Annotated in this window: 10 protein-coding genes and 2 tRNA genes; 1 reads left to right on the top strand and 11 read right to left on the bottom strand. The window is 57.8% G+C overall.

Features of this window, described 5'->3' with window-relative positions; all coding sequences use genetic code 11:
- Positions 1 to 9: 9 nt before the first annotated feature.
- From EO170_RS07760 to uvrB, 8 genes are all read right to left on the bottom strand, one after another.
- Complete coding sequence (locus EO170_RS07760) at positions 10 to 1,200, bottom strand: TrbI/VirB10 family protein (protein WP_115677512.1); 1,191 nt, start codon at positions 1,198 to 1,200, stop codon at positions 10 to 12.
- Positions 1,197 to 1,964, bottom strand: coding sequence for a TrbG/VirB9 family P-type conjugative transfer protein (locus tag EO170_RS07755; RefSeq protein WP_115677513.1), 768 nt, complete (start codon positions 1,962 to 1,964; stop codon positions 1,197 to 1,199). Before EO170_RS07755 ends, EO170_RS07760 begins: the two co-directional genes overlap by 4 nt.
- Positions 1,961 to 2,986: a type IV secretion system protein gene (locus EO170_RS07750; RefSeq protein WP_164740953.1), complete on the bottom strand. Its 1,026-nt coding sequence runs from the start codon at positions 2,984 to 2,986 to the stop codon at positions 1,961 to 1,963. The genes EO170_RS07755 and EO170_RS07750 overlap by 4 nt, the downstream gene beginning before the upstream one ends.
- A gap of 126 nt (positions 2,987 to 3,112) precedes the next feature.
- Entirely contained in the window at positions 3,113 to 3,523 is a 411-nt protein-coding gene (locus tag EO170_RS07745) for a TcpQ domain-containing protein (RefSeq protein WP_115677515.1), read from the bottom strand.
- A 350-nt stretch (positions 3,524 to 3,873) separates the two neighbouring features.
- Positions 3,874 to 5,547, bottom strand: a complete 1,674-nt coding sequence (locus tag EO170_RS07740) for a type IV secretory system conjugative DNA transfer family protein (protein ID WP_119128551.1) — start codon at positions 5,545 to 5,547, stop codon at positions 3,874 to 3,876.
- Between the two features lie 35 nt (positions 5,548 to 5,582).
- A complete protein-coding gene (locus tag EO170_RS07735; protein WP_104581988.1) occupies positions 5,583 to 5,825 on the bottom strand; it encodes a hypothetical protein in 243 nt (80 codons plus the stop codon).
- Between the two features lie 539 nt (positions 5,826 to 6,364).
- A tRNA-Val gene (locus EO170_RS07730) sits at positions 6,365 to 6,439 on the bottom strand.
- Between the two features lie 104 nt (positions 6,440 to 6,543).
- Positions 6,544 to 8,565 carry an excinuclease ABC subunit UvrB gene (gene uvrB, locus EO170_RS07725; protein WP_104581987.1) on the bottom strand — a complete coding sequence of 674 codons (2,022 nt, stop codon included), beginning with the start codon at positions 8,563 to 8,565 and terminating at the stop codon, positions 6,544 to 6,546.
- A gap of 139 nt (positions 8,566 to 8,704) precedes the next feature.
- Between uvrB and EO170_RS07720 the strand changes: the two genes are divergently transcribed.
- A complete protein-coding gene (locus EO170_RS07720; RefSeq protein WP_164740952.1) occupies positions 8,705 to 9,247 on the top strand; it encodes a GspH/FimT family pseudopilin in 543 nt (180 codons plus the stop codon).
- A 51-nt stretch (positions 9,248 to 9,298) separates the two neighbouring features.
- Here the strand turns inward: EO170_RS07720 and EO170_RS07715 are convergent.
- The 3 genes from EO170_RS07715 to EO170_RS07705 form a co-directional block, all read right to left on the bottom strand.
- Positions 9,299 to 9,375 (bottom strand) — tRNA-Asn (locus EO170_RS07715).
- 52 nt (positions 9,376 to 9,427) lie between these two features.
- Positions 9,428 to 9,877 carry a type IV pilin protein gene (locus EO170_RS07710; protein WP_104581986.1) on the bottom strand — a complete coding sequence of 150 codons (450 nt, stop codon included), beginning with the start codon at positions 9,875 to 9,877 and terminating at the stop codon, positions 9,428 to 9,430.
- Positions 9,878 to 9,889: 12 nt separating this feature from the next.
- Positions 9,890 to 13,759 carry a PilC/PilY family type IV pilus protein gene (locus EO170_RS07705; protein ID WP_241239395.1) on the bottom strand — a complete coding sequence of 1,290 codons (3,870 nt, stop codon included), beginning with the start codon at positions 13,757 to 13,759 and terminating at the stop codon, positions 9,890 to 9,892.
- Positions 13,760 to 13,768 lie beyond the last annotated feature (9 nt).

Genomic DNA, 13,768 nt, shown 5'->3' with positions numbered 1-13,768 from the left:
TCGTCGCGCTCACTTGGGCAGCACCGCCGAAAAATCGACGTCTTTTGCAACGTAAACGTTCAGGACCGTTCCTTGATTGATCGTCAGCGTTGCAGGGCGACGACCGGATTTCTCTACCGCCTGTTGCGCAAGTTGCTGCACGCTTTGGGCGGTGTTGCTCTCGAACGGCTGCTGCGTGATGACACCGGAACCCACACCGATGGTGGTCGTCTCCGGACCGTACTCCGCGGCCGCGTACTTGAAAGCATCGCTTAAAAGGCTGATGAACAACGCCGAAGCGATCTTGTTGCCCCAGTGAGCGTCATACTGGCCAGGATGACCAGCACTGCCGAGCGTGTCGATACCCGGGCCGACCAGAGTGACATCGAGCCCGGTTGGAGTAGTCACGCGATCCCAGACGACCTGCAGGCGCCGGGTCGTGGGTTCGCCTGCACCATACTGACCCAGCATCTTCGAACCCTTCGGCAACAGCAGATTGTGCCCATTGATCGAATAAACCGGTTCGGTAACGATACAGGACGTATAGCCGCCAAAGTCGGAAATGATCCGGGTTTCCAGAATGCAACGGATATAGGTACCGCGCACGAGCAAACCGTCAGGATTGCTGATCGGCTTGGCCAGCGTCACCTGCTCATCCTCTTGAGCTCCAGGCTGTGCGCCAGTCTGACCCGACATCCCGGGAGTGCCCGAAGCATTGCCGCCGGCTGCAGCGGACTGCTCGGCCAGAATGCGTCGTTCCAGCAAGGTCGGAGCGCGCGGACGCTCTGGAGCTTCGGCTGGCATGCTGTCGTTTTCGTCGATAGGCATCGGCGGCAGCGGCGGCAAACTCGGTTGTTGCGCAAGAGGCACCGGAGCCGTCTCGACGGGTGAGGTCATATTTTGCGGAAGTGCAGGCGCGACAACCGTCTCGGCACGCGGCTTCACCGGTGCAGAATCGTCAGAGCCCTGCTTTGCCAACCAGAAAATAGCCAAAAGTAACAGGCCGGCAACCAGTGCGAGAAAAACCAGCGCCTTCCGGTTCAACCGTTTGATGTCGCTGGACCGCAACACAGGCTCAGTCGAATCCAGATCCGGCTCCGCAGCCGCCTGCTGGCGTGCAAAGTACGGATTACTGCGCTCGTCGTACTCGTTCGTTACGGGCTCATCCGATCGGTTGTCCCGGGAGCGCTCATCAGGGCTGTTTGGAATGTTGGAGTTCACTTTTGCTTGTTCCTTCGCAGACCGACGACATTATCGCCATGACGAACTACCAGAAAGGGGTAGGTTCCATGAACGATCAAGGTATTACCCTCAACGGTCGTATTCACGAGAAAGTCCTCGCTATGCTCTTTCTCACGAGCAAATACCGCTGGGAAATTACCTGTGGGAAATCGCGTTAAATCCATATTGATATAAGTGAACTTACCGTCGTCATAGACTCGGCTCGGAATCAACCAGGACTTTTTGCTTCGCGTAGCAAAGTCATAGTCGTAATAGTAGCGACGATCCTTGAGAATCTTCGCATTCAACAGAGGACCATCCTTAGCGGCAGCTGCATCCTCGACATTGTTGAAGCTCGTATCCTTGGGGTAACTGAATACCACTTTGTATTGTACGCCGGCCTGTTTGGCCTGCTCCAGGCGTTGCCAATCGGTCGCAACAACCTTGAGCTCGAGGATATAAGAATGCGTAGCCGTACGAATCATCATATTCGTATCGACGTCGACGTTCTTGGGCTTCAGATAAAAGACGTTTTCACGACGTGTCAGCTCCCAGCCTCCGGTGAAACCGGTGCTGTAGTCGAGAATCTTTTCATTGGGACTGAGTTCGATCTGGGTGGTGATGCCCAGTCCGGTACGCACCTGATAGATACGGTCGGGTGCATATTCGTATTCTTGTACGACCTGAGCTGCAGCCGAGAATGCGCACAATGCAAGTGGCAACACTGCAGCCAATGCCGCCCTGTAAGGGTTAGAGGGTTTCATCGACCGCTTGCTCCATTGACATTGTTCGGCATCCCTTGGGGTTGGATCGTGGGCTGAGCTTGAGTTTGGCCGGCCGGCTGAGGCTGTGCCTGGCCAGGATATCCGGGCTGCTGTTGCACTGGAACGCTACCAGGAGCCGCCTGCATGCCCTGCTGCGCCGGGACACTAGCTGGCGTTGCAGCGCCAGCGGCATTCGGATCAACCATGCCAGGAGTCATCGGCTGTTGATAAGCTGCGGCCTGTGGTGCAGCTTGCGCCTGCGTGCTGATCGCGGACGGCGCGGCAGGCAAGGCCGAGTAATCGTTATCGACACGATAATCGGTCACCCGGAAACCAAGGGGATTTTCCACCCTAAGGCTATCACTCATCTGCAGGTTATCCTGGTAAGCGAACCCCATAGTCGCAATCTTGTTGTCCAGAAGCGTAGTTACAGTAGATGTCTTATCGTAAACATTCCGCTGAAAACGCACCGTCGCACCCGTATACGGCTTACCTTTGCCACCGATAAGGGTGATGCTGAGAATATTGATGCGGATTGCACGCAGCCTTCCATAGGTATTGAAAGGCCTCGTTGGATTATTACCGGCGTGCAGTGCGCGATACTCGGCAAGCACATTCGTTGCCGCCATCGCAGCAACCGTATTCCAGTCACGATCACCGATCGTAGACGCATCGAATGACTCACGGGCCAGGATGAAACGCGCGATATTGCTACGCGCCAATGCCTCGCTGGTGCTGATGGTGCGTCCGCCATAATTCGCTTCGAGCTTGGCAATGGTGCTGGTGCCAGAATACGCGTCAGCCATTACCAGGTACGGCACCTTCTCCTTCAGCGGCAACATGTAGTAGTAACCGCCGGCCGTCATGACGGTAATGAGCATGGAAACGGTCGCCACCATCCATGCGCGCTTTTCGCTGCGGCGTGCGAGATCGGCAATGTTGACCTCGTAGTTCACCGCTTTCTGGACGGCCGCACCAACCTGGGCAGATCCGTCCTTTTCACTGACCTTCTTACGCAACATGTATAGATCCGTCACCGTAGGGCCTTGTCAGGCCTGAAACTATCGCCGCGAAGAGCACGGACGCATGGGAGGCTTGAGCCGACTCGCCGACCGAATGCTGGAGAGCATCGGATCAGCAGTCAGCTCTTAGAGTTTGGCTCCAGACGACACCGGCACCGGCTGTACCAACAGCTTGTTGGCGGAGACCGAGACCGATACCCCTTGCGCCGCGTACACCGCGCTCAGCTCGGTTGCGGCTTGCTGCACGCTGGTGGTGCTGATATTGGAAACCGGAGCGATCAGGGTGTAATCCGAAGGCAGGTTGTAGGACAGCTGCATGTTGGAATCCGCAGCCCACCGTTCCAGCATCGTCTTCAGCGTGCCGTCCATCGGCGTGGCCTGATACGTATAGGAGGTGTAAAGCGGAATCTCAGTGGGCGCTTCGTCAAAGTGATTGACGTGCTTCCAACGTCCACCAAAATCGGGAGCAGGCTTGGTCGCGCACGCGCTGACCAACGCAGCGACCACCAAGACCAGCGACAGCTTGGGCACACACATCGGATTCACTCTGACTTCTCCAACTCATGAGATTTCGTGCTTACGGCGAACAGCACGACGGCCCCGCTCACCGTCAGGTGGCGGAGGGAATTTGCCTTCGATGCAACTTGCGGGCGCACATATCCATCCGAGCCAGCCGAAACAGGCCAGCCGGCACCGCACATGCGCGTCAACGAAAAAAATGAATACACTGCAGAACCATCCATAGCCTTACTCCTGTGCGGCCCCGTCTGGCGCCGCCCCCCTTTAACAAAAAATCAACATTGCGCAAATTCTGGGTAACTTTGCCCTCAACGTACGCATGAGTCAAGAATCGCCGGCATGTCGCCCCATCCATTTCGTGACCAAAATCACACTTTTATGGAAAGCGTTTTCACATCCGTCCTGGGCAACAGTCGTGCGGTGAAATAGCGATCTTCGTAGTAGCGGATCTTGTCGCACTTCACCGGGTGCGGGATGCCCTCGTACAGGAAGACCTCTTTCTCGTTGCCCATTGCCTTGAGTTCCTGCGGAAGCATCAGGGCCCGCCGCTCCTCCGAAACGCTACGGGTAGTCTCCCTGCCGCGGGTGACGTTCTTTTTCTTGATGGTGGTGTAGCCCAACATCTCGGAGTAGTCGTTCGCATCCTGCTGCTCGCGCGGCGCATACAGGATCTGCAGCGCATGGTTGGTGATGATGGTGCGCGACAGATCCTTGCCGTAGGTCGCGTCCAGCTGCGCCATGCTCTGGATGATGGGCAGCAAACGAAGGTTGTAGCCCGCCATGTAGGCAACCGCAGTGGCGATGATGTCGACCTTGCCGATCGAGGTGAATTCGTCCATCAACAGCAGGCATTGGTATTTCAGCTCTGGATTGGACTTCGGCAGCTCGCGCGTGTTGAGGTTGATGATCTGGCTGAAGAGCAAGTTGATGATGAGCCGGCTTTCGGCCAGCTTGTTGGGCTGGATGCCGATGTAGATCGTCATCTTCTTCTTGCGCAGGTCGGTGAGCAGGAAGTCGTCCGCGCTGGTTGCCGCATCCAGGACCGGGTTGATCCATGCGTTGAGCGGCTCTTTCAGGGTGCCCATGATGGACGCGAAGGTCTCATCGGCCTGTGACAGCATGTTGGCAAATGCCGAGCGTGCATTGCTGCTGAGGAACCTGCGCTCGGACAGCGACTTGAGGTACTTCTTGAGGTCTGTGCCATCTCCCGACGACAGGCGGTAGATGCCGCCAAGCGTGGGAGCCCCTGCCCCACCCGGGAAGCCGAGCGACAACTCCTCGTCCTGGTTTTCGAACAGATACAGGGCGAACGCCATGAAGGCATTACGCGCCTGACTGACCCAGAATTTCTGGTCATCCGACCCGTCCGGATACAGCATCGCGGCGATGCTCATCAGATCCGACACACGAAAGGCGGGGTCGCTGGACACGTAGGTCAGCGGATTCCACCGATGCGTACGACGGTCTTCGGCAAAAGGATTGAAGAGGAACACCTCATGCCCCTGACTGGCGCGCCAGCCACTGGTGAGGTCGAAGTTCTCCTGCTTGATGTCCAGGACCACGACCGATTCCTGGTACTCCAGCAGGTTGGGAATGACCACGCCGACGCCCTTGCCGGAACGCGTTGGCGCAGCGAGGATCACGAACTGTTGCCCGCTCAGCCGTACAAGCTTGCCGTTGAACTTGCCGACGACGATGCCGTTACCACTAGGCTTGAAAAGACCGTGCTTGGAGAGGTCTGCCGCTCCGGCAAAGCGCGCATCACCATGCAGCGCCCGTGCCTTCGGCTTGACCAGGAGCACGACCGTGATGGCCCAGATGATCCCGGGCAGACCAAAGCCGAGAATGCCGGACATCTTGATCTTGGTTGCGTAAGGCGCCACTTCCGGCAAGCCCAGCGCCTTGACGTAGCGGTAGTAGGTATCCCAGGCGTACAGCCCGGTATCGAGCCGCAACAACAGAAGCGTCAGATACCCGGACAGGAAATATCCAACAAGCAATGTCACCAGGGTGGCGACTGCAATTAGTTTGGCTTTGGACACGCGCCCCTACTCCTTGGCTTACTTCTCAACGGCAATTAGCGACGGACGACGGGCTTGTGATCGACCAGATCCGCCTTGCGCCCGCCGCTCTCGCTCTCGACGAGCGAGTCGATCCAGACTCTGGCTTGATCCAGCGACAGGTCCGGCGTGAGCCGGGTTCCGGCATCCGTCACGACGGCATAGGCAACCACAGCGTCAGGCGCGTAAGTATCCTCCCGGGTGATTGCCACGACACGGTACCCGCCCCTGGTCAGCACGGTGTGCTGATACTCGTCCATCGCCAGCCTTCCTTTTCTTCAGCGCGGAGGCGATGCTAAAGCAAGACGTGTGATGGAGAAAGCGGTTTCGGCGAAGCCGGCTCAACAGCGCCTGCTTTCGACGCAAGGCGAGGATCGGGATGCGTCAGTGCTGGAGGAATTCGGTTGGTACTTGAAGTGCTTTCAAAGCCACACACATGCCTGGCGGTGACAACTCGCCTTGTGGATGAGGTGCCCAGCTATGGGTGCGGTGCCCAGCACCGCGACGAAACAACGTTGAACAGCGACCCGAGCCTGACCTAGGAATCTTGCCGCACGGGCGCAAGAGCGCCCGGCCTGCCAAGCCAGCGTGCAGCCGCCCGTGACGCCTAGCCGCTGCACGATGTTCGATTCAACACGATTGGGCGACGCCAAGGATGGAAGCGAAAGCGATCGTCGAAGACCTGGCAAAGGACGCACGGACGCTGCGAGCGCAAATGCATGAGCCAACCTGGTATCCGCGGCAGCAGTCACTGCCGATGTTGAAGCCACTCAAGTCGCCATGCCGTCTGGACTTGGAGTGGTGGGCGGTACAGGGTTCGAACCTGTGACCCCTACCATGTCAAGGTAGTGCTCTACCGCTGAGCTAACCGCCCGTTTCCTGCATCAGCATTGCGCTGTGCAGGGCGCGCATTCTAGCGCAGGGTTTGGATCGCCACAAGCCCTCCCTGCATCCGAACTGCGACGCTGTTGCCCTGCCCTACGCCAGACTGGCAGCTTTCAGTTTCTGGATCTGGTCGCGAATCTGCGCGGCCGCCTCGAACTCCAGGTCCTTGGCGTGCTGGTACATCTGCTGCTCCAGGCTCTTGAGCTTGCCGGCGACCTGGGCAGGCCCCATCGCGCGGTAATCGGGCATTTCCTCCGCCACCTGACGCGACTTCGAGCGTCCCTTGCCTGCCTTCTTCTCGGCGGCATCCTCGCGCGCACCTTCCATGATGTCGGAGATCGGACGCGCCACCGATTTGGGCGTGATGCCATGTTCCAGGTTGTACTCGACCTGCTTCTCGCGGCGACGGTCGGTTTCGTCGATCGCGGCCTGCATCGAGCGCGTCATCTTGTCGGCATACAGAATGGCCTTGCCGCGCAGGTTGCGCGCGGCGCGGCCAATGGTCTGAATCAACGAACCGGTCGAACGCAGGAAGCCTTCCTTGTCCGCGTCCAGGATCGCCACCAACGACACTTCCGGCATATCCAGACCTTCGCGCAACAGATTGATGCCGACCAGCACGTCGAACTTGCCCAGGCGCAGGTCGCGGATGATCTCCACGCGCTCCACCGTGTCGATATCCGAATGCAGATAGCGCACGCGGATGCCATGCTCGCCGAGGTACTCGGTAAGGTTCTCGGACATGCGCTTGGTCAGCGTCGTCACCAGCACACGGTCGCCGAGCTTGATGCGCTCGTGGATTTCGGACATCAGGTCGTCCACCTGCGTTCCGACCGGGCGAATTTCGACCACCGGATCGATCAGCCCGGTCGGGCGCACCACCAGCTCGGTGATCTCGCCGGCGGACTCACGCAGCTCGTAGGGCCCCGGCGTGGCCGACACATAGATGCTGCGCGGCGAGCGCGCCTCCCATTCCTCGAAACGCAGCGGCCGGTTGTCCAGCGCCGACGGCAGACGGAAACCGAATTCCACCAGCGTCTCCTTGCGCGAGCGGTCGCCCTTGTACATCGCGCCGATCTGCGGAATGGTCACATGCGACTCGTCGATGACCAGTAGCGCGTCCGGCGGCAAGTAGTCGAACAAGGTCGGCGGCGGCTCGCCGGGTGCCTTGCCGGTGAGATGCCGCGAATAGTTTTCGATACCGTTGCAGAAGCCCACTTCGGCCATCATCTCCAGATCGAACTGGGTGCGCTGCGCCAGGCGCTGCGCTTCGACCAGCTTGTTCTGCGAGTACAGCTGCTCCAAGCGCTCCTTCAATTCCTCCTTGATCGTATCCACCGCACTCAGCGTGCGCTCGCGCGTGGTCGCGTAGTGCGTCTTGGGGTACACGGTGTAGCGCTGCAGCTTGCGCAGCGTTTCGCCGGTCAGCGGATCGAACAGGGTCAGCCGCTCGATGTCGCCATCGAACAACTCGATCCGCAGCGCTTCGGTGTCGGATTCGGCCGGGAACACGTCCAGCACTTCGCCACGCACGCGGAACGCGCCGCGGGTCAGTTCGAATTCATTGCGGGTGTACTGCAGGTCGGTGAGGTGGCGGATCAACTGGCGTTGGTCGATGTGCTCGCCCACCGACAGGATCAGGCGCAGCGACAGATAGTCTTCCGGCGCGCCCAGGCCATAGATCGCCGACACCGTGGCCACCACCAGCGAATCGCGACGCGACAGCAGGGTCTTGGTCGCCGACAGACGCATCTGCTCAATGTGCTCGTTGATCGAACTGTCCTTCTCGATGAAGGTGTCCGACGACGGCACATAGGCCTCGGGCTGGTAGTAGTCGTAGTAGCTGACGAAGTACTCCACCGCGTTGTGCGGAAAGAACGACTTGAACTCGCCGTACAGCTGCGCCGCCAGCGTCTTGTTCGGCGCCATCACCAGGGTGGGCTTCTGCACCTGCTGGATCACGTTGGCAATGGTGTAGGTCTTGCCGGAGCCGGTCACGCCCAACAGGGTCTGCTTGGCCAAGCCGGCCTCGAAGCTGGCGACCAGCTTGTCGATGGCGGCAGGCTGATCGCCGGCTGGGGAGTACGGGGATACGAGCTGAAAACGGTCGGTCATGGAGCGGATCTCGGGGGAGGACTGCACGAACGGCGGATGCCACTTTCGGTAAAAGTCTGACACCCCATCACTGAGAGCCGGCCTTACCTGGGCCATAGACGCCGTAGAGACTGCTTGCTCCGAGCCAGGGAGCAGGACGGTGAAAGCAGTGACTCGTTCGTGCGCAAAAGGGTACACGGCAGTACAGCTAGTGATCGTGATGGCGATCATCGGAATCATGGCGGCCATCGGCCTGCCTAGCTTCAATGCTTTGATCGAATGGCAGCGAGCACAGGCACGGGTTCACGTGCTTACCGTACATCTGGCGATGGCCAGGAGCATGGCCATCACGCATCGCCTGCCGGTTAGCGTCTGCCCATCCGTTGACGGCGAGAATTGCCGACCAGACAAGGACTGGAGCCGGGGATGGATTCTTTTCAAAGATCCAGCGCGTAGTGGGCAGCCTGCGGACGCAGGCTCGATCCTGCGGATCGAGCAGTATGCTGCGAGCGACAACATCAGCATCACTGGAACGATCGGCCGATCGCTTGTCCGCTTTCTTCCGAACGGCCGCAATAGCGGCACCAACATCACGATCAGCCTCTGCACGGGCGCGCAACGCCTGGCGGATGTCATCGTCAACAACTCAGGGCGGACGCGCTCTGTCCGCTACAGGCAACCAACCGCCTGCCCTGCACGGTGAGTTCCAGCAAAAACAAAGAGGCCGCGACTAGTCGCGGCCTCTTCAACATCTTGGCGCCCGAAGTTGGACTCGAACCAACGACCCCCTGATTAACAGTCAAGTGCTCTAACCGGCTGAGCTATTCGGGCGGGGAGGCGTATTCTAGATGCAAGAGTTCGATAGTGCAACACCCAAGGCTGGCTACCAGCAACCCGGGGTGACAGAGGCACTCGGCGTCTTCACGCCTGCCTGATTCAGCGTCATCGTGCCGCACGTATCCCTGGCCTGATTGCCTTGTGGCGCGGCAGTTATCGTGAAGGTGGACTGGTTACCAACGAACCTGATGGTGTATTGGGCAGTACCGCCCTCACGCGGCGACTGGATGGTCGTCGAGCCATTGCCGAAGAGAAAACTCGCATAGGTGTTGTTCGTCGTGTGCGAGCGCTCCGCCAATTGCGCGTATTCGACCAGGTCTGCCTTGGCCTGCGCGCGGCGCGACTTGCGGATATGCTCGGCATAGGACGGATACGCCACTGCCGCCAGAATTCCGACGATAGCGACGACCACCATCAACTCAATCAAGGTGAAACCATCGCCCTTAGCATACTGGGACAGCCGATGCGGGACAAAACGAGATAGGCGTAGCGACATTGAGGACCTCCGTCACTGAATCTGGCGCCAAGATTGGCGGCCGCAAGGATAAGGAACATACATGGGCGCGGCGCCTGCGACGTTGACGACCATCCAGCAACCGGAGCCTGCCGGGACAGCTGGCGCGGCCGAGCCATCCTTTGGATTGACTTGGGGCTCAAGCCGGGGCACGACTGAGACGCCTACATCCTTGACCGGAGCGTTCCCACCGGTGTTGAGAGAAATACCAGCAGAACCTGTGGCAAGCGTGGAACCACCGATGCTCCCCATTCGAACTCCAGACAATGCGCCTACGCCAGTCCGCGGATTCAGGCCAAACAACCAATTCACACCATCGGTACTGCAGCCGCTATTTGCAGCCAGCGGCGCATACGTTGGCATGAAGAGAATTCCCGAGACAAGCTCCGGATAACCCACAAATCGTTCACCGGCCGGGAGATCTACATACCATCCCAGCGATATTGCAGGGACAGTGCCTACCTGCAAGGTGCGCGTCCCGCCGGTGGTCGTGACTGAATATGGCGTCAGGCTCGTCCTGGTTAAGGTCGTAGTGATCACGCCATCCACCTGATCCGTAAAACCATACAAGCTCTGTATGTGCTGCGCGGAGCTTGGCAGGCTGTCGTCGTTGAACGAAAAACTACCGGTACCAAATAATACGAGGACCCCGCCGTTTTCACCGGAAGCCACCTGCAGTCCGCCGGTAATAGGTTGCCGATAGGTGCGCCCACCTTCAGCATACGTCCCCGTGGTGAATGCAGGCACAGTCACCGAAGCTTCGGTCGAGGTGAGATCAAACTTCCAGATGGCACCACGAAGATCGGCAGCATAAACCGTATCGGCATAACCATCACGTGTACGAGCCGGCAAACCAGACGGGTCGATCGCCAGGTTGTCTACCCGATCCAGGACAGTAATATTACCCAGCCCGTTCCGGCCACTAATAGAGTTCCCAGACTCCGTTGCTTCGATCATACGAACGACCGGAGTTGAGGACGTTCCGATGTCCACCACGAACAGGACAGCCTTGCCGCTGGCGCTGTCATAGCCGTTCCCGAAGATCGCTTTCCAGCTCACCGCGCCGTTGGCAGCACGCACCGGGACAATGACAGGCTTGCCGAGCACGTGTCCGATATTGGAACGCACCGTGGCATCACCACTGAGATCGTTAATCTCCCACAGGCGACTCCCACTCCCAAACGCCCCCGGGTTGGTCACATCCAGCGCAAACGCGCCGCGGCCACCAGCTCCAGTCGTACCAACCAGTGTCGTCTTCCAGCTGTTGTTGTAGTAGGTATCTCCTACCGCAAGCGGACCATCGACGAAATAGCGATGATCAAACGGCTGAGCAGACGCCTTGTTGGGTTGATAGGGCAGTAGCAGATTACCCATGTGACCATAGGATGTTGCTGGAATATAAGCAAAGCGCTCACGCCCACCACCACCGACCACCGTCCCACTACCATTCATGCCGCCGTCGAAGCCATGCAGCATGCCGTCGTTGGCCCCCGCGTACACCATGTACCCCTGATTGGCGCGCTTGGAATTTAAGTAGTTGGTATAGGTCGTTCCCATTGTCCCTCCCAGAGCACGGTATCCGTAGTCATCGATAGGCGCACTGATCAACGGTGTGGAGTTGATGATGTCGCCTAGGACAGTGGTTCGGTCCCGCAACTTGCCCTTCTGCTGCACCTCACCGCTTCGGTCGCCCAATAGATAACTAGCCGCTGTCGCCGCCGTTGCTCCAAGATTGACCAAATCTTGCTCCGAGCAAATAGCCTGACCAGGATATAGCGTCCGTGATAACCCGCAAAGACCACTCAAACTAATTGTCGTACCATCAAATTTACGAACATTAGTGCCGTCACTGAAGAAAACATTGCGGGCAGTAGGTGCAGGCATTTGTTCGGAGGCTTCCCAAAACGGGGTAAAACGGGCGTCTCTTGTTTCAGGATCGACGGAAGCCTGACTGGCCTTCAGCTTACTGGACCAATCGGTCCCGTTATTTCTAATCTGATACTCAGGTGACACGGTCAGGGAGCCCGCACCAATGCGAGCACCCGTTAAGGCTAGCGTTCCAGAAGGAGAATTCGCTGCACTGGCTGCCGACAGAACTCGGCGCATCGCACTAGTCACCTCATCAGGGCTCTTGGCATTAATGAACTGACCGCGACTATTAATAGTGGCATGCCAGAGCTCGTCGATTACGCGACCGTCATCGTCCGCAGTTGGATTACCGTTGCTGTTCCAATCGGGGGGATTGGCATATGGATCGCCAGTGGCCGCTTGATTAACTTCGTAGATATTCCCCTGCGCACCCAAAGTGATCGCATAGAAATTCATATGCAAATTTTTCTGACAGTCCAGCCGCTTCCAGTCGGCGGACGTCTTGGAGAGTGTCGCGCACTTGTCGTCCACGGGCACAAGTCCGGCCGGGAAACTTGGACCAGTCACCAGTGGAGTAGAATTGCCAGAATAGTAGCCCGCAGCTATGTCGGCAATCGTATTGCTATAAGAGTCAGCGAATGGGGCGCCAGAGAAATCCACCGTGCCGGTAGAGTCGGCATTGCCATACCCACTGACGGTGTTGTTAGCATTCGTATATCCGTCGGTGAACAACATGCCGCCATTCTTTTGGCATGCACGTAGCACCGGCGCACCATCCCCGACCCGCAAAAACTGTCTCCCCAGGTAATCGACGGCTGTACGATTTGGCGTACCTCCATTCGGCTTGAGACGGTAAATCAAATCGAACAACGAGGTGCGCGCGGCGTCGTCATCCATGTCATACATGGTCGCCGGAGTCAAGTTATTGATAGTGAAATAGCCGACCCGCATCTTGTCGACGTCGGCTAAAGATCGGGAAGCGGACCCGACGATTGATAAGATACGATTATGGTTATATTGAAACCAATTGGCAAAATTTTGCCGCGCATCATTATACGCAGCAGTATTGGACCCATAATTCGCTAGCAGTATCTGGTAACGACGCATATTACAACCAGGACCACAGGCATTTGCGATGATTGGCCTATTGACGTCACTGGTCAGATATCCAGTCGGAGCTGGGGCATCTACAGGCAGATAAAAAGTTGCCGGCACGTAACCCATTTGCACCGCACAGTTCGCCGTGACTGAGACTGTTGAATTCAAGGTAACCCAGCGCCCGCCACTACTTGGCAAGCCATTACCGGTGGTTGAGTTACATGAACGCGCACTCGATCGATAACGTGTCCCAGCAGGAATTGTCATTCCCGTCAAAAACTGGAAAGACTCGCCATCGCCCTCACGATAGGCAAGGTCATACAGAGTGTTATACCCTACGCTGAAATCATTGCCATAGACAAGAGGATTACGCGGATCGACTCGGGCTTGGTCGAATGCTGCGGCTGGCCAAAGGTTGGCGCTTGTCGACGTCTGCGCTGGAGGAGTCCATGGCTCATAAAGAACGCTGGGATTATAGTAGCCAGCATTGTAAGTTGGCGAGCGGGCAAACCCGAAAATATCAAGCGGAGGAATTGCACGACCAAAGGAATAAGACGAATTGTACCCAGAGTGCGGAAACAAATAGACATAGCAATCGAGAACGTTACTTGCACATGAGTCACTGGAATTAAAAAACACACCAGCCGAACTAAAGAAGCTGCTACCACTCCATTGCAGCCGCCCGTCCCCGCCCTTGAAAATGCGTTCGAACGTCATTGAATTCGAGTCGTCCACCGCCATGATAAATGCTGGCGGAATTGAGGTCGCATTATTCAGCGGAGCTTGCGCCAAAGCCCCCTGTCCCTGCGCAGCAATTAAGCCGTAAATGAAATAGCCACCAATTGCCACAAAGACGATTGCAGAGACAACGGCAGTTCGAAAAATGCGACGGGACATGCCGGCAGC

Source organism: Xanthomonas sp. BRIP62409 (assembly GCF_003992965.1).
Lineage (GTDB): Bacteria > Pseudomonadota > Gammaproteobacteria > Xanthomonadales > Xanthomonadaceae > Xanthomonas > Xanthomonas euroxanthea.
This window is presented reverse-complemented; position numbering and strand designations above follow the sequence as displayed.